The following is a 24,162-nucleotide window of genomic DNA, read 5'->3' as shown; positions in this document are numbered from 1 at the left end:
CACCCAGAGTGATCCACTTCACCGGCATGCGCACCGCGAGTCCGCGCGGTGTCGCCGACACACCGAAGGCCCGGCACGCCCCACGAACGGGGCGTACCGGGCCTTCTGAGGGCCCTTCAGGAGCCGTCGACTAGTCGAGGTAGTCGCGCAGGACCTGCGAGCGCGACGGGTGACGCAGCTTCGACATGGTCTTCGACTCGATCTGGCGGATGCGCTCACGCGTCACGCCGTACACCTTGCCGATCTCGTCGAGGGTCTTCGGCTGACCGTCGGTGAGACCGAAGCGCATGGAGACGACGCCCGCCTCGCGCTCCGACAGGGTGTCCAGAACGGAGTGCAGCTGCTCCTGGAGGAGCGTGAAGCTGACGGCGTCGGCCGGGACGACGGCCTCGGAGTCCTCGATGAGGTCACCGAACTCGCTGTCGCCGTCCTCGCCCAGCGGGGTGTGCAGCGAAATGGGCTCGCGACCGTACTTCTGGACCTCGATGACCTTCTCGGGGGTCATGTCGAGTTCCTTGGCCAGCTCCTCCGGGGTGGGCTCGCGGCCCAGGTCCTGGAGCATCTGGCGCTGCACGCGCGCGAGCTTGTTGATGACCTCGACCATGTGCACCGGGATACGGATGGTGCGGGCCTGGTCGGCCATGGCGCGGGTGATCGCCTGACGGATCCACCAGGTGGCGTACGTGGAGAACTTGTAGCCCTTGGTGTAGTCGAACTTCTCGACCGCGCGGATCAGACCGAGGTTGCCCTCCTGGATCAGGTCCAGGAAGAGCATGCCGCGGCCGGTGTAGCGCTTGGCCAGGGAGACCACGAGGCGGAGGTTGGCCTCCAGCAGGTGGTTCTTGGCGCGGCGGCCGTCCTCGGCGATGATCTCCAGCTCGCGCTTGAGCTTGGGCGCCAGCTTGTCGGCGTTCGCCAGCTTGTCCTCGGCGAACAGACCGGCCTCGATGCGCTTGGCGAGCTCGACCTCCTGCTCGGCGTTGAGCAGCGGGACCTTGCCGATCTGCTTCAGGTAGTCCTTGACCGGGTCGGCGGTGGCGCCGGCGGCGGCGACCTGCTGCGCGGGCGCGTCGTCCTCGTCGTCGTCGGACAGGACGAAGCCCTGGCCCTCGGCCTCGGGCTCGCCCTCGGCCTTGCCGGTGGCGGGGGTCTCCTCGGTCGCCTCGTCCTCGAGAAGGTCGTCGTCCTTCTTGGAGGAGGTCTTCTTGGCCGCGGTCTTCTTCGCGGTCGTCTTCTTGGCGGCGGCCTTCTTGGTCGTCGCCTTCTTGGCCGCTGCCTTCTTGACCGGTGCCTCGTCCTCCGACGCGTCGGAGAAGGCCTCCGTGGCGGGGGTGCCGGTGGCGACCTTCTTCGCGGTGACGGTCTTGGCCGCGACGGTCTTGGTGGTGGTGCGCTTGGCCGGACTCTTGGCTGCGACGCTCTTTCGGGGACGCTTGGGCTCAGCGGCACTGACCATCAGCGTCACACCCTCTTCCTCGAGGATCTGGTTGAGGCTGCGCAGAACGTTCTTCCACTGAGTGGCCGGAATCTGGTCGGCCTCGAACGCACGGCGCACGTCATCGCCGGCGATCTGGCCATCAGCCTTTCCCCGCTCAATGAGCGCCATGACAGAGACGGACTCGGCGATCTCCGGCGGGAGCGTACGGGATGTGCTGGCCGACACGAACAACCTCTCGGAACGTTGAAAAACGGCTTCCGGCCCCGTCCTGTGTGGACCGGGGCCGACGACCGCCGGCTTGGGGATGGGCCGACGTCGCGGGCGGGGGCCGGGGAGATACACAGCGCCACGAACGGCTGCCGTATTCCCTCCTCGGCTGTCACCTCTTAGGTCATCGCGCTGTTCCGAGGAGCGTTACGCCCAATCTGCGTGGCCCGAGTCACACCCCATGAGCGGTCAAAAAATGACACATGCGGGCAGATGCGGTCATGATCCAGCCCCTACAGGACCGGATCGCCGGATCCGAGACGTAACGGACCTGCTGCGGGCGGCCCGCAGAGATCACCGCCAGCCTTTCAGAGAAGACCCGCCCGGCGGAATACCCCCGGCCTTCAAGAGCCGAGTCACCGGACGGCGCCCACCGAAACGTGCCTGCGGCACACCAGGGGGCGCTCCGGCGACATCCGGGGCGTACGCGCGATCCGAGTCGCGCTCCTCGCTCACCCGCGCTCTTGCTTCGGGTCAGTGCTCGCGGGGGCCCGGCACCAGGTGGACGGTCAGCAGCTGACGCATGGCCGCCTCGGCGCCGACCCCGTCGCCCGTGGAGAGCGCCTCCACGATGCGCGCGTGGTGCGCGACGGTCGTCTCGTTCGGCCGGTCACAGCCCGTGACGGGGCCACCGGAGACCTGCAGGGCGGCCGAGACGATGCCGGAAAGGTGTTCGAGCATGCGGTTGCCGGCGAGCTGGATCAGCAGCGCGTGGAACTCGGCGTCGGCGCGCGAGAAGGTGATCGAATCGCCCTGCCCGAGGGCGTGCCCCATGATCTCGACCATGTCGGAGAGACGTTGCTGCAGATCCTCGCGGCCGTGTCCGGCGGCGAGCCGGGCGGCGAGGGGCTCGATCGTCCAGCGCAGCTCGCCGAGCTCTCGGCGCTGGTCGTCGCGCTGCGGCCCGAAGGCCCGCCACTCGATGATGTCGGGGTCCAGCAGGTTCCAGTCGCTCACGGGCCGCACGCGCGTGCCGACGTTCGGCCGGGCGCTGACCAGCCCCTTGGCCTCCAGGACGCGGAGCGACTCCCGGACGACGGTGCGGGACACCTCGAAACGCTGGCCGATCTCCTCGGGGACCAGCGGGCGGTCGGCGCCCAGGTCTCCGGAGACGATCATCTGACCCAACTGCTGGACGAGTTGGCCGTGCAGGCCGCGGCCACGGCTGCCGGCGGGCCGTCGGCCGACGCGACCCAGATCGGTGTCGCCGGTGTCCCACGCGGGTGCGCCGACACGGTCGACGGGAGCCTCCGCATAGGGGTAGCGATCGAGTTCGCCCGGTCCTGCGAGGCCGGATTCGGCGGAGCGGGCGTTGGTCATCATGGTGTGCGCAAGGGTACTCACGGAATCTGTTGTCGGCGTTGCCTCCAACTCCCTTGAGGTCTTTGGTGAAAAGCACACGAAAGGGTGATCGCCGTCCTCGCTGTAATTGACGCCTTATCGGAAAGAAGTGAGCGTTCCAGGGGGAGTTGTGGACAGCGGCGGACCCGAAGGGCGAAATGGGCGCTCAGCGCACCCTGGGGCGCACCGCGGTGAGCACGTATGCGCAGAGCAGCGCGGTGAGCGACAACATGAGCGCGCCACCGACAGGTTGGGCGATCATCCGCACCGCGGCCGCCGCGTAGCGCTCCGCACCGAACGGCCAGTGCACCAGCGTGAGACCGCTCAGGCGGCCCGGCAGCCCCGCGGCCGTTCGCACAGACGGTCCCTCCAAGGCCTTCTGTACGAGCGGGACGATCACGATCGGCACGGCGACGACGGCGGCGAGCCCGGCGGTGGTGGACCGGAAGACCGCGGAGGCCAGGACCCCGGCCCAGGCGCACGCGACGGCGAGCACGAGCCAACTCGCGCTCAACGAGAGCCAGTCGGCGGGCACTTGTGTGAGCTCTCCGCCGTATACCAGATGGAGGAGGGCGGCGTCGCAGCCGATCACGAGGGTTGACATGACGACGGCGGTCGCGGCACCGACCACCAGTTTGGCCGTGAGCAGTCCCAGCCGGCGCGGGACGGACCCCCGGTCGACCCCGAGGGCGGGGTGGCGGAACTCGTCGCCGAAGGCGAACGCGCCGAGCAGGCCGGCGCCGAGTGCGGCAGGGGGCAAGGGCAGCTCGTAGGGCCAGGCAGCGAGCAGGCGCGGCTGCGGCGTGTGCCCGATCCGGGCGAGGAACAGGGAGAGGAGTGCGGACAGGACGAGGGCGAGGCCGACGGTCACGTAGCCGGTGGGGATGCCGGTCGCGCGGCGCAGCTCGTAGCGCAGCGGACGCAGGGGGCTGCGTGCGGACCAGACCGTGATGGGCGGGGGCAGGGACGAGAGCGTCGCGGGCTCCGAAGGGCGCCGGTCGCCACTGTCCCGTGCGGGCTCTTCGTCCTTCGCGAGCGGCACAGGCTTCGAGTCCGGCGCGCCCGACGAGGCCGGGCCCTCGCTCCGGGCGTTCGTGGATGTCCGTGACGTACCGACGGCATCTGTGAACGTGCTTGCCGGAGCGGGCAGGTTGGGCGCATCCTCCTCGGCGACGTCGGGCTCACGACGTCGATCCTCTGACAACCCTGCGGAGTCGGCCGCCGGGCTGTGGCCGCGTTCGGGATCACTCGGCCCGCCCGCGGCGTCCGGAGTCTCGCCTAGGCCCGAGCGCGGGCCTGCGTCCCCGATCTCGTCGGCGAGTTGGTGTACCAGGATCCCGTGACGGAACGCGGTCTCGCCCACGTCTGCGCACGTACTGCCGTACACGGAGAGGCGGCTGCCGCCCTCGGTGACGACCTCGACGGACCGTTTCGCCATACGCGCTTCCTTGGCGAGCAGCGCCGCGAGGCGCGCGGCGTGCGGGCTGCGGACGGCCACCCGGGGGCGCAGCCGGGTACGAGCGAAGGCTCCGGCCTCCTGGTCCGCGACGACCTTGCCGCCGTCGAGCGAGACGACGTGATCGGCCGCCCGTGCCGCCTCTTTGGGGTCGTCGGTGGTGAACAGCACAGTGCCGCCGAGGTCCGCGTACGTCCGCAGGGCTCCGTGCAGCCAGCTGCGCTCGCGGTGCGACAGGCCTTCGGAAGGGCCATCGAGCACCAGGGTGTGCGGGTCCGCCAGGAGTGCGCCGGCCAGGCCGAGCCGGCGGTCCATTCCGCGCGACAGCGTCCCGAGGCGCTGATCGCGCAGGCTCACCAGCCCGACCGCCTCCAGCACTTCGTCGGCACGCTGCACGGACACACCCGTCGCCGCGCACAGCATGCGCAGTTGGCCACGCACCGAGCGGGCGGGATGCCCCGGGACGTCGCCGAGCAGAACGCCGACTTCACGTGAGGGATGCGGAATGCGGTGCAGCGGGCGCCCTCTGAAGTACGTGATGCCACGACCCTGTTGCAGTGCGAGCATCAGCCGTACGGCGGTGGTCTTGCCGGCACCGCGTGGGCCGAGCAGAGCCGTGACGTGTCCTCCGTGCGCCTCGAAGGACACGTCGTCGACCGCGGGCGGGCCCTCCTTACGGGCGTTGCTGGTCAGTCCGATGGCCTGGATCATCGCTTCTCTCGCAGGAGGGGAGACCGCTCGGCGGCCGGGGCCCGTCCATCGGTCCTACGACAGCGAACCCCGTGGGTACCGCAGCAAGATAACGCGATATTTCTGGCTTTTCGGGCAGGAAGTGGGCGTGGGTGTTCCTGCATTCCGCCGGCGTGGGCCGAGTCGAGTCGCGCCCGTCAGACCTCGGGGCGCAGCATCGGCGGGTTGAGCAGCGTCGCTCCGCCCGCGCGGAAGAGCTGGGCGGGGCGTCCGCCCTGTCGGGTGGTGGTTCCTCCGGTCGGGACGAGGAAGCCGGGCGTGCCGGTCACCTTGCGGTGGAAGTTGCGCGGATCGAGGGCGACTCCCCACACCGCCTCGTAGACGCGACGCAGCTCTCCGACGGTGAACTCCGGCGGGCAGAACGCGGTGGCGAGCGAGGAGTACTCGATCTTCGAGCGGGCGCGCTCTACGCCGTCCGCCAGGATCTGCGCGTGGTCGAACGCCAGCGGCGCCGCCGCCTGCTCCCCTTCCCGCCCGAACCCGCTCTGGTCCATCAGCTCCTCGACCGGCGCCCATCGGGCACTGTGCGCGTCGCCACCGGCCCGCGGCGCGGGCAGATCGGGCGCGAGAGCCAGGTGGGCGACGCTGACCACGCGCATCCGCGGATCGCGCTTGGGGTCCCCGTACGTCGCGAGCTGCTCCAGGTGTGCGCCGTTGTCCTGCGCCGGCACTCCCGGGTCGTGGGCACGCAGCCCTGTCTCCTCGGCCAGCTCCCGCGCTGCCGCCTCCGTCAGATCCTCGTCGTCCCGTACGAACCCGCCGGGCAGGGCCCAACGCCCCTGAAAGGGCGGCTCACCTCGCCGTACGGCCAACGCGCACAGGGCGTGTCGGCGCACGGTCAGCACGACCAGGTCGACGGTGACAGCGAAGGGCGGGAAGGCCGACGGGTCGTAGGGTGGCATGGAACGATCATAGTCGTCTGCCTGACGATAAACACCTCCTTCACTCATCGTCGCCCCACTTCATGCCCCGCGCCCGCACATGTCCGCAGTGCGCAGGTCACCGGCCGGTCACACCCCCAACTGGAGTCCGTCCGCGGCCTCCTCGACCATGGCGAGGCCGAGGCGGGTGACGCGTACCGCGAAGGGCTGCCCGGCCACCTGCAGGCCCGTCAGTCCGATCGCCCCGAGGGGCGCGCTGCGCATCGGTGACAGGGCCACGGTCCGCGCCGGCGCATCCGGCCTGATGCCCGCGAGCGAGACCAGAAGGTGCACGCCGCCCGCGGCCGCGACGGCGGCGGGTCTGCACGCGGCGGGGTGCGGTACCGGGGCGCTGCGCTCGGTCCGCTGCTCCCCCGCGTACATCTCCGGCAGGCGGTACCCGAAGGACTCCGCGGCATCGAGCACTCCTCTGAGCAGGGACGCGGCCTCCTTCTCGTACCCTGCGGCGTTGAGGCCCGCGACGGCCACCGCCGTCTCGTGGATCCGGACCGCGCCGGAGTGATGGCCGAACGGGTTGTACGTCCCTTCCTTCGCACCGAGGCTCCGCAGTCCCCATCCGGAGTCCATGGCCGGCCCGCCGAGCAGACGGGCGAGCTGCTCCGTCTGCACCTTGTCCAGCAGGCCGGGTGCCTGGGTGCCCGCGCCGAGGAGACCGGTGTCGAGCAGGTGGGCGGCGCCGCTGCCCAGCTGTGCGATCGGGCGCCCGTCCGGCGTGCAGACCGCGGCGGGCCTGCCTCCGCCGAGGTCCTCCACCCAGAAGTCCTCGCGAAAGCGCCGCCGGAGCTCTTCGGCCCATAGCCGCAGCTCGGCACCGCCCGGTCTGCCGTATGCGTCCAGCAGGTCGGCGCCGAGGACCGCGGCCCGGTGCGCGTGCGCCTGGGTCTCGCAGCGCCTTGGGCCGCCCGGCCCAGGGTCCGCGAGATACGGGCCCTCCCGCTCGACCGCGGTACGCAGCCAGCGCAGGCACCGCTCCGCGGCGGGGAGCAGTTCCACAGCTTCCTGCTCGGCGAGTCCCCAGCGTCTGGCTTCGGCCAGGAGTACAGGGAAGTGGAGGGTGGCTTCGATACCGGTACTGCTCGGTGGAAGGTGTGCGCCTGTGTGCCGCAGCGGTCCGGGAATGCTGCCGAACTCCGGTCCCGGGGATCTCGATTGAGTGCGGGCGAGCGCGCGCAGCGTGCCTGCGGCGAGACGGGTGCCCAAGGGGAGGGCCATGCGTGCCGCGGCCAGCGCCTCGGCGGGTGCCGGTCCGCAGCGCCAGGGCGCGCCCGCGGCCAGTCGTACGTCCAACGGGTGTTCCGGGTCCCGCACGAGCAGCGCGTGGAGATCATCGACGCAGGCCCTCAAGAGTGCGCCCGCGCGTGGGTCGTCCCCCTGGGCCTGCGCCGAGCCGAACAGCCGTCGCCCGGCGCCCGGCGCCGCGCTGCCGCTCCCCGTGTCCGCCCTCAGTTTCAGCTCCACGGTGCGCGAACCGCCGGGTGGGAGGTCCAGTTCCCAGCGCAGCAGGCCTGCCGAGGCGAGCGCGTCCGTGGGCGACGGGACCGCGGTCACCACCGTGTATCCGGCCGCCGAGGACCACCGCATCCCCGAGTCGTGGACGCTCGCGGGAAGTTCACGGACGATGCTTCCGGCGGCCACCGCACCGAGTTCGGCGAGGTCCGTGCCGAGGGAGATCTCCAGGGGCAGGCGTAACCGGTGCCGAGCCGAACTGCGCAGGGTGATCCGCTCGGTGCCGTCGGCGTGGCGGACGCGCTCGACGATCACGTCGGGGTCGGGTCCGGCCTCCGGCGAGGCCCGGATCGTCGACACGAATCGGGCCCGGTCCGCAGCGATCATGCGTGCCTGCACGGCGAGCGGCTCCCGGCCGGCGACACGGATCTCGCACCGCGAGAGCAGTCGCCGTCCGCCCCGGTACACGCCGTCGAGGCCCTGTGCCTTCAGCTGCCCGTGATCCGAGGAGATCGCAAGGCCGGGGAGGGCCACACAGATCAGCGTCCCGTGCGTGGACGGCAGGTCCGCGCCGAGGCGTGGTGCCGTGGCGTGTCGCGGTGTGCCGACCACCCGTCGCTGTTCCCACTCGCCCATGGGCCTCATCTCCCGAACGCGGCCGAGCGAGGCGCCGGCGTACCGCCGGGCTGCCGAACACCTCGGCGGCGCGGCCCGGCTGTCGCTTCCGCCATCCACGTGAACGGGGCGGCCTCGCCGCAAGTAACGCCCCAGCGCCTCGAACCAGCCCCATCGACGCCGACGCCCGGCGTGTCCGCCCCGGCTCATCCCTCACCCCTCTGGCGCTGATGCCCAACCCGTCGCCGCCCCGAGGGACGACGCGGCGCGCGCGTCCCCGCCCGGCCCGGCCTGGTGCCCGCTCCGAGCCGTCGCTCGCCCCGTCGTCGCAGGGCCGCCTCCAGTCCACGGGCGGCGCGTGAGACACCGGGGTCGACCACGTGGTTCGAGCCTGGAGCGGGTGGCTGTGAGGCCTGTTCGCCCGAGCCGTCCTCTCCTTCGGTCCTGCCTTCGGTGTCCGCGCCGCCTCGCTGAGCCGCCGGGCTCGAGTCTTCTTCGTGGTCCGCCCGCCTGCCCCGCAGCGAGCGCCGCACCGGTTCGGGATCCAGGCCGCCTGCGCGGGCCTCGTTGAGCAGGCGGGCGAAGACGTAGTCGGGGTCCGCGCCGAGGGCCATCTCCAGGGCGGCATCCGCCTCGACCGTGTCGCCGAGCGACCAGGCCACCCATCCCGCGAGGGTCAGCGGCGCCGCGGCATGCTCGCAGTAGGGACCGACACAGCGTCGGGCCAGCGCGCGCCACAGGCGCAGGGCGCACGCCGCTTCGTCGCCCTCCATCCACTCTGCGGTCCGGTCCCTGGTCTCGCGATCCTGCAGGCCGAGGATCAGGGCGGCCGCCTCGTCGTGGGCCAGCAGCTCGTCGTCCTTGACGTCCGCCTCCAGCGCGTCCGTCGCGCTCGGGGCGTCCGCGAGGCGGCGCATGACCAGCCGCGCCAGGTCGAGGGTCTCGGCCCCCACGCCCGCCCGCCGGCGCGGGCTCAGCATCCTCGGTACCAGGGCCATCGACGCGGCGTCGAGTGCCCGCTCCTGCTCCGAGCCGAGAGCCGTGACCAGGGGCGCGAGGCGCGCCTTGACCTCCTGCTCCGACGCACGGATCTGGATGCCCGCGTACGCGGCGGTCGCCGCCATCACCGAGGTGCCCGGTGCCGCGACGGGGTTCCCGTCGGGCGGGCAGCAGTCGGGGCGCACGCAGCAGTAGGACCAGTAGTGATCGGCGGAGAGGCACAGGGCTTCCGTCACCGGCACGTCCTGGGCGCCGCAGGCCGTGCGCAGGAGCTGGGCGAGCGGTCGCAGCCGCTCCATCGTCAGCCTGCCCGTGCCCGCCCGTGCGGGTGCCGGGTCCTGGCAGAGGAACGCGATGATGCTGTCGGGCTTGCCGTCGCGGCGCACGCACTCGCCGATCAGGCAGCGCGCGAGGAGCTCCGCCATGGCCGGCCAGTCCTCGGGCCGGTCGGGGATGCCGAGGCGCACCCGGCCGCCGAACCGGCCCTCGTGCAGGGCGACCAGGACGATGCAGTCCGCGGGCCGGAAGCCGAGCAAGTACGGGAGCGCCTCGGCCAGTTCGCCGGCGGAGCGCAGGGTGATCTTGGCCTCGCCGGTGACGCCGACGGGCTCGCTGTGATTCGTCATGCGAGGACCATGCCGCGGATCGCCCGACTCCGGTTCACCCTGTGGATAACCCCCGCCAGGGACACGTCATGAGTTGTCCACAGGTCGCGGAGCTCGTTCGCGCGATGTCGGTGCCATCGGGTTGCATGGGGGCATGAGCAATGAAGACCTGCGGACCGCGGCCGACACCGTACTCGCCCGCCTCGTCGGAGACCCGACCGGCACCGCCCGCCTGCGCGAGGACCAGTGGCGGGCGATCGAGGCGCTGGTCGCCGAGCACAGACGCGCCCTCGTCGTGCAGCGGACCGGCTGGGGCAAGTCCGCGGTGTACTTCGTGGCCACGGCGCTGCTGCGCGAGCGGGGCAGCGGGCCGACCGTGATCGTCTCGCCGCTCCTCGCCCTCATGCGGAACCAGGTGGAGGCGGCCGAGCGTGCGGGCATCCGCGCCCGCACGATCAATTCGTCGAACACCGAGGAGTGGGACGCGGTCCGGGCCGAGGTCGCCGCGGGCGAGGTCGACGTGCTCCTGGTCAGCCCCGAGCGGCTGAACAACCCGGACTTCCGGGACAACGTCCTGCCGCAGCTGGCCGCCGCCACCGGCCTGCTGGTGGTGGACGAGGCGCACTGCATCTCGGACTGGGGGCACGACTTCCGTCCCGACTACCGGCGGCTGCGCACCATGCTGGCCGAACTCCCGGCGGGCGTCCCGGTGCTGGCCACGACCGCGACGGCGAACTCCCGGGTGACGGCCGACGTCGCCGACCAGCTGGGCACGGGATCCGGCTCGGACGCCCTGGTGCTGCGCGGCCCACTGGACCGCGAGAGTCTGAGCCTCAACGTGCTGGAGCTGCCCGACGCCGCCCACCGCCTGGCCTGGCTCGCCGACCATCTCGACGACCTTCCGGGCTCCGGCATCATCTACACGCTCACGGTGGCGGCCGCCGAGGAGGTCACGGCGTACCTGCGGCAGTGCGGGCACACCGTGACCTCGTACACCGGCAAGACCGAGAACGCGGACCGCCAGCAGGCCGAGGAGGACCTGCTGGCGAACCGGGTGAAGGCCCTCGTGGCCACGTCCGCGCTGGGGATGGGCTTCGACAAGCCCGACCTGGGGTTCGTGGTGCACCTCGGCTCGCCCTCCTCCCCCATCGCCTACTACCAGCAGGTGGGCCGCGCCGGCCGCGGCGTCGAGCACGCGGAGGTGCTGCTGCTCCCGGGCAAGGAGGACGAGGCGATCTGGCGCTACTTCGCCTCGCTCGCCTTCCCGCCCGAGGACCAGGTGCGGCGCACGCTGGACGTGCTCGCGGGCTCCGAACGGCCGCTGTCCCTGCCTGCGCTGGAGCCTCTGGTCGAGCTGCGCCGCTCACGCCTGGAGATCATGCTCAAGGTGCTGGACGTGGACGGCGCGGTGCACCGGGTGAAGGGTGGCTGGATCTCCACGGGCCGTCCCTGGGTCTACGACACGGAGCGGTACGTGTGGGTGGCCAAGCAGCGTGAGGCCGAGCAGCAGGCGATGCGGGACTACGCGACGACGACCGGCTGCCGCATGGAGTTCCTGCGGCGGCAGCTGGACGACGAGGCGGCGGCCCCGTGCGGCCGGTGCGACAACTGCGCGGGGGCGCGGTTCGACGCCTCCGTGTCGCCGCAGGCGCTGACCTCGGCCCGAGGCGAGCTCGGGCGCCCCGGCGTGGAGGTGGAGCCCCGGAAGATGTGGCCCACGGGACTCGCCTCGGTCGGGATCGACCTGAAGGGCCGCATCCCCGCGGGCGAGCAGGCGGCGTCGGGGCGGGCCCTCGGGCGGCTCTCGGACATCGGCTGGGGCAACAGGCTGCGCCCGATGCTCGCGCCCCAGGCGCCGGACGGCCCGGTGCCGGACGACGTGGCACGGGCCGTCGTGGAGGTCCTCGCCGACTGGGCCAAGGGACCGGGGGGCTGGGCGTCCGGTGACGCCTCCGCCCTCCCGCGCCCTGTGGGAGTGGTCACGATGGCCTCGCACACCCGGCCACAGCTCATCGACTCCCTGGGCCGGGGCATCGCACAGGTGGGCCGGATGCCGCTGCTCGGACAGATCACGTACGAACCGGGCAGCGACACCGCGCACATCCCGCGCAGCAACAGCGCGCAGCGGCTGCGCGCGCTGGACGGCACCCTGGTTCTGCCGCCGGAGCTGGCGGGCGCGCTCGCCGGAGCCTCGGGGCCGGTGCTGCTGGTGGACGACTACACGGAGACGGGCTGGACGCTGGCCATGGCCGCGCGGTTGCTGCGCCGGGCGGGTGCCGGGGCGGTGTTGCCGCTGGTCCTGGCCGTCCAGGGCTGAGGCCGAGGCCGGAGGAGCCGCGGCGGGCGCCCGGGGAGGAGCCTCGGGCGCGCGGCCGCACATGGGTGCCCCAAGCTATGGGCAGGGATATTGAAGACGCATCGTCAGATACCGGGCCTCGGCGCCAATTGCTCGTTGCCGAGCGACAGTACGACGGGAAGAATTGGGAGTGCTCCCCGCACGGCTCCCGTGGTCCGGTAGGGCTGTGCCGCGGTGCGCTCCCCCAGTCCGCCCCTGCCCTCCTCGTGGGCGTCCAGCCGAAGGGAGGACCGTGACCTTCGGATTCGCTCCGTCCTCGGCGGCATCGTTGTCCGCGTCCTCGATGCGCACCGAGAGGTCCGCCGATTCCGTCAACCGCCCGACCAGGCTGCTCGAACCCACGGAGTGGGCGGCGGCCGGGATCCCGCTGCTGCGCAATCCGCGTGAGGTCGTCAGCGGGCTGCACAGCCGCCACCGACCGATACCGCAGACCGCTGTCGTGGCGGTGCTCGATCCTGAGGAGCGACTGCGCGCGAGTGCCTCGTTCACCCGCCGCGAGAGCCACACCGACGGCTGGACGTTCCGGAACTCCCTGCTGTCGCAGCTGCGTCGGGTGATCCCGCACGACCTGCGCCGCCGCACCCCGGTCCGGACGGCCGTCCTGCTCTACTGCCGCGAGGGGGACGCCCGTTGGACGGAGGAGGACGGGGCCTGGATGTGGGGACTGCGCGACGCCTGCACTCTCCACGGGCTGCGCTGCGGTGCGTACATCACCATGACGCGGGACGGCTGGCAGGTGCTCGGCGAGGGGCGCGGCGGCCGGAGCCCCGGTCTGGGGTCCGCCGTCGAGAGCCTCGGGAGCAGTGAGCCTCCCGCGCCGCGCACGGGTGGCGCGGCGACGGAGATGCTCCGCCGGGCGGCCGCGCGCTGAACCGGTCGGCGGCGGCCGCAGACCGGCCTGCCGGACTGACCGGGCACCGTCGGGCGGTGCGGGCAGCCGGCAAGCCGGGCGTCAGACCCCGGCGCCCAGCAGCGAGTTGATGCGCTGCGGCTCGCCGCACACGATCAGCAGGGAACCGGCCCTGCCGAGAGCGAGCGGAAGAGCCGTTCCGGTCACCTCGTCGCCGCCGTTCACGGCGACGACGACGACCGGGCGGGTCCCGGCGCGGTCCAGGGCGGAGGCATCGGCGTAGAAGACGTCGTCGCCCGCGTCGTGCTGTGCCCAGTAGGCGTCGGCACCGAAGGACAGCTCGTGCGCGGCCCACGGGTGCGGGTCGCCGGTGGTGATCACGAGGACCTCACCGGGCGTCCGACCGGAGTCGAGCAGCAGGTCGACGGCTTCCTCGGCGGCGTCCAGCGCACCCTCGGCCGAGGCCGGGATCAGCTGGACCTGCGGCCCGGCGGGCGCCGGCGGGGCGGCCGGGGCCTTCGGGCCCGGCCTGGGGGCAACGGCTGCGTCACGCGGCGTGCGCTGCGCGGGCGGCATGGGCCTTGCGGGACCCGGGTGACCGGGACGCGGCGGCGCCGCGGGACGCGGGCCGGGTACAGGGCGAGGGGTCGGCGCGGTACGGCCACTGGCCGGAGTCGCGCGGGGACCCTGGGCACTCTCGTGAATCTGAGGCTCCTCGGGAATGAGAGGCATGAGCTGATATCTATCAAACGCCGGTGCGGATCGCGCCAGCGGGTGGCACGTCAGTGCGAGCGCAGCGGTCAGAAGTCGAAGCCGAGCTGGCCCTCGATCTCAGGAACGCTTGCGTCCGCCCAGCTGCGGGCCTTCTTGAGGTGCCGCCACTGGGGCAGCGCATCAAGATACGCCCACGACAGTCGGTGGTACGGGGTGGGCCCCCGCTCCTCCAACGCGGCGCGATGCACCGGCGACGGGTATCCGGCGTTGGCCGCAAACCCGAAGTCTGCATGGTCGATGCCCAGTTCGGCCATCATTTTGTCGCGGCGGACCTTCGCGATCACCGACGCGGCGGCGACGGCGATGCAGGAACGGTCCCCCTTGATCACCGTACGGACCTGCCACGGCGCGCCCAGGTAGTCGTGCTTCCCGTCCAGGATGACGGCGTCGGGTCGCACCGGCAGGGCCTCCAGGGCCCTCACGGCGGCGAGCCTGAGCGCGGCCGTCATCCCCAGGTCGTCGATCTCCTCGGGTGAGGCGTGACCGAGGGCGTGGGCGGTCACCCAGCCCTCCAGGACGTCCGCGAGCGTCTCGCGTCGCTTGGGGCTGATCAGCTTGGAGTCGGTCAGCCCGTCGGGCGGTCGGCGCAGGCCGGTGATCGCGGCACACACCGTGACGGGACCGGCCCAGGCACCCCGGCCGACCTCGTCGACACCGGCGATGATCTTGGCACCGGTAGTGGCGCGCAAGGAGCGCTCGACGGTGTGGGTGGGTGGTTCGTACGGCATGGCGTCAACCAGCCTACGCCGCCCGCGGGGCTCCGCGACACCCGCCTCCGCTCATTCCGCACGCCGCTCCACAAGGGGCACCATCACCCGGTCGATCATCTCCACCAGATCCCCCTCCTCCCATTCGCTCCCGCACACTTTGGAGCGGTACATCATCATCGCGGGGATGACGTCGCACACGTAGGGATCGACGGCGTCGGGGCGCACCTCACCCCGCTCGATCCCGCGACGCAGGACCTCCCTGATCAGCTCGACGCTCGGCTCGACGACCCCCTCGACGATCACGGAGTGGAAGCGCTCCGCGGTGAAGGTGTCGCACTCGTGAAGCACCGAGCGCAACGCGGAACCGGGGCGCGAGTACATCGCCGCGCGCATCTGCCGGCACAGCTCCAGCAGATCCTCACGGACGCCGCCGCGGTCGGGGGCGGAGTCCAGCCGGGGCAGTCCCGCCTGAAGCGCGTCGACGACGAGGTCCTCCTTGGAGGGCCAGCGCCGGTAGACGGCCGCCTTTCCGGTCTGGGCGCCCGCGGCGACGCCCTCCATCGTCAGCCCGTTCCAGCCGACCGTGCTGAGCTGGTCCAACGCGGCTTCCAGGATGGCGCGTTCCAGTACGGCGCCACGCCTGCGCAAGGAGACGGCGCCCTGGGGCGGAGCGGCCGTCCAGCGCGAACTAACCATCGTCATCTCTCCGTTGAGCGGTCCGAGAGGGGCCGGGAGTGGCCCGAGACACACGGCGGCGAGTTCAGTGAACGGTTGCGTTCACTGAAGGGGACTCACTACCGTTGGAGCGACAGTGAACGGGTTCGTTCACTAATGCTCTTGTGGGGGATCCATAGTGACAACCTCTCAGTTGACGCAAGATCAGAAGCCGCGGGCAGCCCGCCGGGAGGGGCATCCCGGTATCGCGCTCACCGTCATCGCCGCCTGCCAGCTCATGGTGGTCCTCGACGCGACGATTGTGAACATCGCGCTCCCGCACATCCAAGACGCCCTCAAGTTCTCCACCACCGACCTGACCTGGGTGGTCAGCGCGTACACCCTGACCTTCGGCGGCATGCTGCTGCTGGGCGGCCGCGCGGGCGACATCCTGGGACGCCGCCGGGTCTTCATGACCGGCATCCTCCTGTTCACCGCCGCCTCCTTGCTGGGTGGCCTGGCCCAGGAGCCCTGGCAGCTGCTCGCCGCCCGCGCTCTGCAGGGAGTCGGCGGCGCCATCGCGTCACCCACGTCCCTGGCCCTCATCACCACCACGTTCCCCGAAGGCCCGGAGCGGAACCGGGCGTTCGGCGTCTTCGCCGCCGTCTCCGCGGGAGGCGGCGCCGTCGGTCTGCTCGCGGGCGGCATGCTGACGGACTGGCTGGACTGGCGCTGGGTGCTGTTCGTGAACGTACCCATCGGCATCCTCATCGCCGTTCTCACGCCCCTGTACATCACGGAGTCGCGGCGACATCCAGGAAGCTTCGACATCGCCGGCGCGATGACCTCCACGTTCGGCATGGTGGCGCTCGTCTACGGCTTCATCCGCGCGTCCGAGGAAGGGTGGCGGGACAGTCTGACGCTGGGCTCGTTCGGCGCCGCGGTCGTGCTGCTGCTCGCCTTCGCGATCGTCGAGCGGCGCGCCAAGGACCCGATCACGCCGCTGCGGATGTTCGCGGACCGCAACCGTTCCGGGACCTACGTGATCATGCTCAGCCTCGCCGCGGCGATGTTCGGCATGTTCTTCTTCATCGTGCTGTTCGTGCAGAACGTGCTGGGCTACTCGCCGATCAAGGCCGGCGTGGCGTTCCTGCCCGTCACCGCCGCGATCGCGGTCGGCGCGGGGCTCTCCCAGCGCTTCCTGCCCACCCTGGGCCCGAAGCCGTTCATGGTCGCCGGCACCGCGCTCGCCGTGCTGGGGCTGACCTGGCAGACGTTCGTGACGCCGGAGAGCTCGTACGCGAGCGGGGTCCTCGGCCCGATGCTGGTGTTCGGCGTCGGCATGGGGCTGAACTTCGTGACCCTCACGGTCACGGCGGTCTCCGGCGTCGCGCAGCACGAGGCCGGGGCGGCGTCCGGCCTGCTCAACGCGACCCAGCAGGTGGGCGGCTCGCTCGGCCTCTCGATCCTGACCACCGTCTTCGGTTCGGCGAGCCGTGAGGAGGCCAAGCAGCAGGTGCCGGACTTCATGGCGCACGCCTCGCCCGAGCAGAAGGCGGCGTTCCTCAAGTCCCATGAGCTGCCCGCACCTTGGGGGCACGAGGTGCTGGCGCACGGCATCTCCACGGCGTTCATCCCGGCGGCAGCCATGGCGGTGCTCGCGCTGGCCGTCGCGCTGGTGGTCATCAAGGTGCGCAAGAGCGACCTGGAGGCACTCTCGGGTGTCGCCGGGCCGGCCGGGGGCTGATGCCCTGGCGGGGGACGTGGATGCCGGGCCGCCGGCCGCCGGCCAGGGGCCCGGCATCCACGGTGCCGCGCTCGAGCGGCGCCCGAGGGCAAGATCTTCCGGAGCGGTCTACGCCTTCTGGGCCGAGACCCAGTCCGGGAGGGCTTCGGTCCGCTCCAGCCAGGCGGCCGGTGGGGCTCCCCCGGGGCCGGAGGCGACGATCCCGCCGACGATCGCGCAGGTCGTGTCCACATCGCCGCCCACCTGGGCGGTGCTCCAGAAGGCACGCTCGTAGTCGCCGAGCCCGCGGGCGGCCGACCAGAGGGCGAACGGCACGGTGTCGTGCGCCGAGGTCCGCCGGCCGCAGCCGAGCACCGCGGCGACCGTCCCCGGGTCCCCGTAGTCGAGCATGTCCCGGGCCCGGCGCAGCCCGGCACCCACCGCACTGCGCGGCACCAGCGCGATGACTCCGTCGAGCAGGTCGCCTGGGGTGGGCGGACCGGCCGGGGCCGCGACCAGGGCCGCCGCAGCGGCCACCGCCATCGCGCCGACGACCGCCTCACGGTGCTGATGGGTCGGGTACGCCGAGATCTCGGCCTGGTGGGTGGCCTGCTCGGGGTCGTCCGCGTAGTAGGCGCCGAGCGGGGCGATCCGCATGGCTGCCCCGTTCCCCCACGAGCCCTGGCCCTTGAACAGCGCGGAGGCGAGTTCCCGCCAGTCGCCGCCCTCACGGACCAGCCTCAGCAGCCGGTTCACCGCAGGGCCGTACCCGCGGTCGAAGTCATGGTGCTCGGCGAACGACCGGGCGAGGTCGTCCTGGTCGATCCGGCAGTGTCTGGCCAGGACGGCCACCACGGAGCAGGCCATCTCGGTGTCGTCGGTCCACTGCCAGGGGCCGTCGGGCAGGTCACGGCGCTTGAGCAGCGGATAGTTCTCCGGAACGAAGAACTGGGATCCCAGCGCGTCCCCCACGGAGAGGCCGCGCAGGCTGGACAGGGCGCGGTCCGCGCGCCCTTCGGGAGAGGAATCAGCGATCATCGCAAAGCCACTCTAATCGGTGATCCCATAAGGCTCAGGTTCACGCCAGCGTTCGAACGACCGGTCCAGGGTGTACTTGCCGTTCTCCCCGAGAACGAGCGACCGTGTCTCCGCGTTCCCGGGATTCGACAGGGACTCGAAGTCCGCGACGCTCCAGTGGAACCAGCGCATGCAGAACAGCCGCATCGTGAGCCCGTGCGTCACCAGCAGCACGTTCGGCGGATGCCCGGGGTCCTCGAAGCTCCGGTACAGGCTCTCCAGGAAGGCACCGACCCGGTCGTACACGTCGGCCCCGGACTCCCCCTGCGCGAAGCGGTAGAAGAAGTGCCCGTACGCGTCCCGGTACGCCTTCTGGAGGCGTACGTCGTCGCGGTCCTGCCAGTTGCCCCAGTCCTGTTCGCGCAGGCGCGGCTCCTCCCGCACCCGTACGAGACCGGGGTCCAGGCGGAACGCGCGGAACGTCTCGTGCGTGCGCCGGTAGGGCGAGACATAGACGCTCACCCGCTCGTCACCGAACAGGTCACGCAGCTCGCGACCGGTGCCCTCGGCCTGGCGCCGTCCCTTCTCGGTGAGCGCCAGCGCGTGATCGGGCTCGCGTTCGTACACGGTGTCGTCCGCGTTGCCCTCGGACTCGCCGTGCCGGACCAGAACGATGCGCCGTGGTCGTGCCATGCCAAGACAGTAGATCGACCCGGCCGGTTCCGAGCACCCGTACGGGCTCCATCCGGCGTAGATCACGTAGATCACCTGGATCGCAGGGCACGCGCGCGTGAGGCCGCGTTCACACCGTCCAGCTCGGCTCCAGTCCGACGATGTCGCCGCTCACGTCCCGGACGTCGGTCTCCGTCTGGGCCCGCGCGGAGAGCCGCTCCACCCGGTTCACCTGGTACTTGCCGCGCTCGGCCTCGGAGCGCCACATGGAGAGGACCAGGAACTCGTCGCCGGGCGCCTCCCCGAAGAGTCCTCGGATCATGCCGGGCGAGCCGGCCATCGCCGGGTTCCAGACCTTCCGCTGCATCAGGGCGAAGTGCTCCGCCCGCTCGGCGTGCACCTTGAGGTGAGCCACCCGCACGACGTCAGCGTCCGTGAAGTCGGCCTCGAACCCGGTCTTCACGTCGAAGCTGTAGTCGAAGAGCTTCACCTGTATGTCCTTGAACGTGCCGGACTGCGCCGCGGCGAGCCGGTCGTGGGACCGCGCCATGAAGGAGTCGTAGAAGGCCCGGCTCTCCCAGAAGCCGAACACATGGGCCACGTCGGACCGACGCCTGCTCCAGCCTCCGCCCTGTCCCCTGAACCCCGGCTCCCCGAGAAGCCCCGCCCATTTCCGCTGCCCCCGCTCGAACCCCCGACGGTCCACCACGGTGCAGCGAATCCACTTGACCAGCACCGCATCATCGTACGGCGCTATGCATGACGTGGCGTCACTCTCCGCTGTAGTGCGGGGACTTCGGGGGGCGCGCGCGAGTGGCCGACGGCGAACGGTCGCTCCCCCTGTTGTCGGCGGGACGACGTAGCGTGTCGGTAGCACTCAAACATCGCGCCGAGAAGGGGGAGTTCGGTGAGCAGCCTGCGCAAGGGGATCGAGAAGATCGAGGTCGGACTGAAGTGGGACCCGAGCCCGATCGGCTCGCCTCCCCATGATCTGGACCTCGTGGCGGCGACGTACACGAGCGACGCGCCGCACGGGGATCCCGACTACGTCGTGCACTTCGACAGCCGTTCCCCGGACGGCACCATCACGCTGGACCGGGACAGCCGCACCGGTCAGGGCTTCGGCTACGACGAGGTCATGACGCTCGAACTGGATCGTCTGGCACCGCGGTACGCGCGCGTGATCGTCGGCGTGGCCATCCAGCAGGGCGAGGAGCGGACGGACCGGACGAAGGTGTTCGGGGACGTGACGAGCACGGCGGTGCGCATACGGGAGGGGTACACGGAGCTGGCGCTCCACGACTTCGCCTCGGTGAGCGGCTGCTCGGCGGCGACCGTCGCCGAGTTCGTGCGGGGCGCCGACGGCGAGTGGTCGTTCCACGACACGGTCCACGGCTTCGACGGCGACCTGACCTCGTTCGCCGCCGCGATGGGCGCGCTCTAGCGAGTGCGCCGCAGACGGCGAAGAGGGAGCCGACCGTGGGTCGACTCCCTCTTCGTGTGCCGCTCAGGGACCTGAGCGGCGGCGCGTTCTCACCGCCGCCGCGTCAGTCCCGGTGCCGCCGGTTCAGCTGCAGCCGCTGGTCGAGCCGCAGCCCTCGCAGATGTAGCAGGATCCGGCGCGCTGCATCTTCGTACCGCAGGAGAAGCAGAGCGGGGCGTCGGCCTGGATGCCCAGCTGCATCTCGACGAGCTCGGCGCTGGTGTGCGCCTGCTTCGGGGCGGGCACCTCCGCGGCGACCGGGGCCTTCGGCGTCTCGACGGCCTTCAGCTCCTGCGCGCGGGGCGCGGACTGGGCCAGACCCTCGACGTCGACCTCGTCCTCGGTGGGCTCGTAGGAGCCCGTCTCCAGGTGACGCTGACGCTCCTCGGCGGAGTGGATGCCGAGCGCGGAGCGCGTCTCGAAGGGCAGGAAGTCGAGCGCCAGGCGGCGGAAGATGTAGTCGACGATCGACTGCGCCATCCGCACGTCCGGGTCGTCCGTCATGCCGGCCGGCTCGAAGCGCATGTTGGTGAACTTCGAGACGTAGGTCTCCAGCGGCACGCCGTACTGGAGGCCGACCGAGACGGCGATGGAGAAGGCGTCCATCATGCCCGCGAGGGTGGAGCCCTGCTTCGACATCTTCAGGAAGACCTCGCCGAGACCGTCGTCCGGGTAGGAGTTGGCGGTCATGTAGCCCTCGGCGCCACCGACGGTGAAGGAGGTGGTGATCCCCGGGCGGCCCTTGGGCAGACGCTTGCGGACCGGGCGGTACTCGACGACCTTCTCGACGGCCTTGCGGATCTCCGCCTCGGCCTTCTCCGTGACCTCGGCCTTCTCCTTCTCCTTGGTCTTGGCGGAGAGGGGCTGGCCGACCTTGCAGTTGTCGCGGTAGATGGCGAGCGCCTTGACGCCCATCTTCCACGCCTCGAAGTAGACCTCTTCGACGTCCTCGACCGTGGCGGTCTCGGGCAGGTTGACCGTCTTGGAGAGCGCGCCGGAGATCCAGGGCTGGATGGCCGCCATCATGCGGACGTGGCCCATCGCGGAGATGGAACGCTCACCCATCGCGCAGTCGAAGACCTCGTAGTGCTCGGTCTTCAGGCCCGGGGCGTCGACGACGTTCCCGTTCTCGGCGATGTGGGCGACGATCGCCTCGATCTGCTCCTCCTGGTAACCCAGGCGGCGCAGAGCCTGCGGCACGGTGCCGTTGACGATCTGCATCGAGCCGCCGCCGACCAGCTTCTTGAACTTGACCAGGGCGAGGTCGGGCTCGAGGCCGGTGGTGTCGCAGGACATCGCGAGACCGATGGTGCCGGTCGGGGCGATGACGGACGCCTGCGCGTTGCGGAAGCCGTTCTTCTCGCCGAGGCGGACGACGTCCTGCCAGGCCTCCGTGGCGGCGGCCCAGATCGGGCTGTCCAGGTCGTCCACGCGGACGGCCACGGTGTTGGCGTCGGCGTGCTGCTTCATGACGCGCTGGTGCGGCTGGGCGTTCTTCGCGTAGCCGTCGTACGGGCCGACGACCGCGGCGAGCTCCGCGGAGCGCTTGTACGAGGTACCGGTCATCAGCGACGTGATGGCGCCGGCGAGGGCGCGGCCGCCGTCCGAGTCGTAGGCGTGGCCGGTCGCCATGAGCAGGGCGCCCAGGTTGGCATAGCCGATGCCGAGCTGGCGGTACGCGCGGGTGTTCTCGCCGATCTTCTCGGTCGGGAAGTCGGCGAAGCAGATGGAGATGTCCATCGCCGTGATGACGAGCTCGACGACCTTGGCGAAGCGCTCGACGTCGAAGGACTGGTTGCCCTTGCCGTCGTCCTTGAGGAACTTCATCAGGTTCAGCGAGGCGAGGTTGCAGGACGTGTTGTCCAGGTGCATGTACTCGCTGCACGGGTTCGAGCCGTTGATGCGGCCGGACTCCGGGCACGTGTGCCAGTGGTTGATGGTGTCGTCGTACTGGATGCCCGGGTCGGCGCAGGCCCAGGCGGCCTCGGCCATCTTGCGGAAGAGCGACTTGGCGTCGACCTCCTCGATGACGCCACCGGTCATGCGGGCACGCAGGCCGAACTTGCCACCGGACTCGACGGCCTTCATGAACTCGTCGTTCACGCGCACCGAGTTGTTGGCGTTCTGGTACTGGACGGACGTGATGTCGTCGCCGCCCAGGTCCATGTCGAAGCCCGCGTCACGCAGGGCGCGGATCTTCTCCTCTTCCTTCACCTTGGTCTCGATGAAGTCCTCGATGTCGGGGTGGTCGACATCCAGGATGACCATCTTGGCCGCGCGGCGGGTGGCGCCGCCCGACTTGATCGTTCCTGCAGAGGCGTCGGCACCGCGCATGAAGGAGACGGGACCCGAGGCGTTGCCGCCCGAGGAGAGCAGTTCCTTGGAGGAACGGATGCGGGAGAGGTTCAGGCCGGCGCCGGAGCCGCCCTTGAAGATCATGCCCTCTTCCTTGTACCAGTCGAGGATCGACTCCATGGAGTCGTCGACGGCCAGGATGAAGCAGGCGGAGACCTGCTGGGGCTGCGGCGTGCCCACGTTGAACCACACCGGCGAGTTGAAGCTGAAGATCTGGTGCAGGAGGGCGTACGCCAGCTCGTGCTCGAAGATCTCGGCGTCGGCGGGCGAGGCGAAGTACTTGTAGTCCTCGCCGGCCTTCCGGTAGGTCTTCACGATGCGGTCGATGAGCTGCTTGAGGCTCACCTCGCGCTGCGGCGTGCCGACGGCACCGCGGAAGTACTTGCTGGTGACGATGTTGACCGCGTTCACCGACCAGAAGTCGGGGAACTCGACGCCACGCTGCTCGAAGTTGACCGAGCCGTCGCGCCAGTTGGTCATGACGACGTCACGATGCGCCCACTCCACCTCGTCGTACGGGTGCACGCCGGGGGTGGTGTGGATGCGCTCGATGCGCAGACCCTTGGTGGCCTTGGGACCCTTCGCGCGGGAACCTCGTGCCGGGCCGCTCGCCGTCTCTGTCATGCCGCCTCCCATATCGGGCTAAAACGCCCTAAAGTGCCTCGATCTTCCCGTGGCACGGTGTGTGTCTTGTATTGCGGTGCCGCTTTCGCCGCCCGCAACAGGTCTCTGGATCGCCGCCGCCGGCCCGTGGGCCGGTCAGTCGGCGGCGTGGGCGGGCACGGGGACTTCGACAGTCCCTCCGGGCCCGCTCTCACTCTCTGCGCAATCCCTACCCGCGTCGTCCGCCGTCGCGCCGGGTGCTTGCTCCCTCAGCTCCGCGATCGCCGAATCGAAGTCCTCCAGCGAGTCGAACGCCCGGTACACGGACGCGAATCGCAGGAAGGCCACGAGGTCCAGCTCCTGCAGCGGGCCCAGTATGGCCAGGCCCACGTCGTGGGTGGTCAGCTCGGCACTTCCGGTGGCGCGCACCGCCTCCTCGACCCGCTGGCCGAGCAGGGCGAGGGCGTCCTCGGTCACCGGACGCCCCTGGCACGCCTTGCGGACGCCGTTGATGACCTTGGTACGACTGAAGGGCTCCGTCACGCCGCTCCGCTTGACCACCATCAGTGAGCAGGTCTCCACCGTCGTGAAACGACGGGAGCAGTCCGGGCACTGACGGCGCCGGCGGATGGACGTGCCGTCGTCGGTGGTGCGGCTGTCGACGACACGGCTGTCGGGATGCCTGCAGAAGGGGCAGTGCATGAACTCCAACCCTCCTTCACGGCACGACTCGATAGCCTCAAGAGGGCTGGTCGCACCTCTCGAAGCAGCCTCAAGCATAGGCGATGGCCACGGCCCCGACGGACGCGGGACCACAACTTCTGGGCTGCCGAGGCAATCCAACCACTACATCTGGGGTTTGGTCGCCTCATCGGCCCTACGCGTGTCGCGGCGTCGATTCCGGCGCGGCGAGGCCGTGCAACGCCGCTGAACACAGGCATCCACGCGTTCACGGGCACGGAAAACGGGGGCCACGGCCGAGCGGCCGAGGTGCGGATGGCAGACTGATACAGCCCGCGGAGAGGTCCTCGACCCCGGCGGTGAAGCGTACCGGATTGAGCTGAAATGCCTCACTCCGACAGCGGTAGCCATACACCCGAGCAC

Annotated in this window: 18 protein-coding genes; 4 read left to right on the top strand and 14 right to left on the bottom strand. The window is 70.9% G+C overall.

Annotated features, from left to right (window positions below; genetic code table 11):
* Window positions 1–130: 130 nt before the first annotated feature.
* The 6 genes from ACIBTU_RS30100 to ACIBTU_RS30075 form a co-directional block, all read right to left on the bottom strand.
* The gene (locus ACIBTU_RS30100; RefSeq protein WP_399129697.1) at window positions 131–1,663 is read right to left on the bottom strand and encodes an RNA polymerase sigma factor; all 1,533 of its coding nucleotides are present in this window, start codon (window positions 1,661–1,663) and stop codon (window positions 131–133) included.
* Window positions 1,664–2,179: 516 nt separating this feature from the next.
* Window positions 2,180–3,049: a FadR/GntR family transcriptional regulator gene (locus tag ACIBTU_RS30095; RefSeq protein WP_399129696.1), complete on the bottom strand. Its 870-nt coding sequence runs from the start codon at window positions 3,047–3,049 to the stop codon at window positions 2,180–2,182.
* Between the two features lie 163 nt (window positions 3,050–3,212).
* Window positions 3,213–5,213: an ATP-binding cassette domain-containing protein gene (locus ACIBTU_RS30090; RefSeq protein ID WP_399129695.1), complete on the bottom strand. Its 2,001-nt coding sequence runs from the start codon at window positions 5,211–5,213 to the stop codon at window positions 3,213–3,215.
* A gap of 176 nt (window positions 5,214–5,389) precedes the next feature.
* Window positions 5,390–6,154 (bottom strand): NUDIX domain-containing protein, encoded by a 765-nt coding sequence (locus tag ACIBTU_RS30085; protein WP_399129694.1) that lies wholly within the window; start codon window positions 6,152–6,154, stop codon window positions 5,390–5,392.
* Window positions 6,155–6,262: 108 nt separating this feature from the next.
* Complete coding sequence (locus tag ACIBTU_RS30080) at window positions 6,263–8,275, bottom strand: glycogen debranching N-terminal domain-containing protein (protein WP_399129693.1); 2,013 nt, start codon at window positions 8,273–8,275, stop codon at window positions 6,263–6,265.
* A 185-nt stretch (window positions 8,276–8,460) separates the two neighbouring features.
* Entirely contained in the window at window positions 8,461–9,879 is a 1,419-nt protein-coding gene (locus ACIBTU_RS30075) for a DUF4192 domain-containing protein (RefSeq protein WP_399129692.1), read from the bottom strand.
* A gap of 133 nt (window positions 9,880–10,012) precedes the next feature.
* Here ACIBTU_RS30075 and ACIBTU_RS30070 point away from each other — a divergent pair, with 133 nt between their 5' ends.
* On the top strand, window positions 10,013–12,175 hold the full coding sequence (locus ACIBTU_RS30070) for a RecQ family ATP-dependent DNA helicase (protein ID WP_399129691.1): 2,163 nt from the start codon (window positions 10,013–10,015) through the stop codon (window positions 12,173–12,175).
* Window positions 12,176–12,446: 271 nt separating this feature from the next.
* Window positions 12,447–13,085 carry a hypothetical protein gene (locus ACIBTU_RS30065; RefSeq protein WP_399129690.1) on the top strand — a complete coding sequence of 213 codons (639 nt, stop codon included), beginning with the start codon at window positions 12,447–12,449 and terminating at the stop codon, window positions 13,083–13,085.
* 81 nt (window positions 13,086–13,166) lie between these two features.
* Here ACIBTU_RS30065 and ACIBTU_RS30060 read toward each other — a convergent pair whose 3' ends face one another.
* The 3 genes from ACIBTU_RS30060 to ACIBTU_RS30050 all read right to left on the bottom strand — a co-directional run bounded on the left by ACIBTU_RS30060 (window position 13,167) and on the right by ACIBTU_RS30050 (window position 15,244).
* The gene (locus ACIBTU_RS30060) at window positions 13,167–13,796 is read right to left on the bottom strand and encodes a hypothetical protein (RefSeq protein ID WP_399129688.1); all 630 of its coding nucleotides are present in this window, start codon (window positions 13,794–13,796) and stop codon (window positions 13,167–13,169) included.
* A 68-nt stretch (window positions 13,797–13,864) separates the two neighbouring features.
* On the bottom strand, window positions 13,865–14,566 hold the full coding sequence (locus ACIBTU_RS30055) for a ribonuclease HII (RefSeq protein ID WP_399129687.1): 702 nt from the start codon (window positions 14,564–14,566) through the stop codon (window positions 13,865–13,867).
* A 51-nt stretch (window positions 14,567–14,617) separates the two neighbouring features.
* Complete coding sequence (locus tag ACIBTU_RS30050; protein WP_399129817.1) at window positions 14,618–15,244, bottom strand: TetR/AcrR family transcriptional regulator; 627 nt, start codon at window positions 15,242–15,244, stop codon at window positions 14,618–14,620.
* 157 nt (window positions 15,245–15,401) lie between these two features.
* On the opposite strand from ACIBTU_RS30050, the gene ACIBTU_RS30045 reads away from it, so the two are divergent.
* A complete protein-coding gene (locus ACIBTU_RS30045) occupies window positions 15,402–16,949 on the top strand; it encodes an MFS transporter (protein ID WP_399129686.1) in 1,548 nt (515 codons plus the stop codon).
* A gap of 108 nt (window positions 16,950–17,057) precedes the next feature.
* On the opposite strand, the gene ACIBTU_RS30040 is transcribed toward ACIBTU_RS30045, so the two are convergent.
* From ACIBTU_RS30040 to ACIBTU_RS30030, 3 genes are all read right to left on the bottom strand, one after another.
* Window positions 17,058–17,966: an ADP-ribosylglycohydrolase family protein gene (locus tag ACIBTU_RS30040; RefSeq protein ID WP_399129685.1), complete on the bottom strand. Its 909-nt coding sequence runs from the start codon at window positions 17,964–17,966 to the stop codon at window positions 17,058–17,060.
* Window positions 17,967–17,978: 12 nt separating this feature from the next.
* Complete coding sequence (locus tag ACIBTU_RS30035; RefSeq protein WP_399129684.1) at window positions 17,979–18,638, bottom strand: histidine phosphatase family protein; 660 nt, start codon at window positions 18,636–18,638, stop codon at window positions 17,979–17,981.
* A gap of 109 nt (window positions 18,639–18,747) precedes the next feature.
* Window positions 18,748–19,353 (bottom strand): YdbC family protein, encoded by a 606-nt coding sequence (locus ACIBTU_RS30030; protein WP_399129683.1) that lies wholly within the window; start codon window positions 19,351–19,353, stop codon window positions 18,748–18,750.
* Between the two features lie 171 nt (window positions 19,354–19,524).
* On the opposite strand from ACIBTU_RS30030, the gene ACIBTU_RS30025 reads away from it, so the two are divergent.
* Window positions 19,525–20,061: a TerD family protein gene (locus ACIBTU_RS30025; protein WP_399129682.1), complete on the top strand. Its 537-nt coding sequence runs from the start codon at window positions 19,525–19,527 to the stop codon at window positions 20,059–20,061.
* A 123-nt stretch (window positions 20,062–20,184) separates the two neighbouring features.
* Here the strand turns inward: ACIBTU_RS30025 and ACIBTU_RS30020 are convergent, their stop codons facing one another.
* Complete coding sequence (locus tag ACIBTU_RS30020) at window positions 20,185–23,079, bottom strand: vitamin B12-dependent ribonucleotide reductase (protein ID WP_399129681.1); 2,895 nt, start codon at window positions 23,077–23,079, stop codon at window positions 20,185–20,187.
* Between the two features lie 135 nt (window positions 23,080–23,214).
* Complete coding sequence (gene nrdR, locus ACIBTU_RS30015) at window positions 23,215–23,760, bottom strand: transcriptional regulator NrdR (RefSeq protein WP_399129680.1); 546 nt, start codon at window positions 23,758–23,760, stop codon at window positions 23,215–23,217.
* Window positions 23,761–24,162 lie beyond the last annotated feature (402 nt).

The organism is Streptomyces sp. NPDC050145 (assembly GCF_044460245.1).
Taxonomy (GTDB): Bacteria; Actinomycetota; Actinomycetes; order Streptomycetales; family Streptomycetaceae; genus Streptomyces.
The sequence above is the reverse complement of the archived record's forward strand: the minus strand, read 5'-3'. Positions and strand labels throughout refer to the sequence as shown.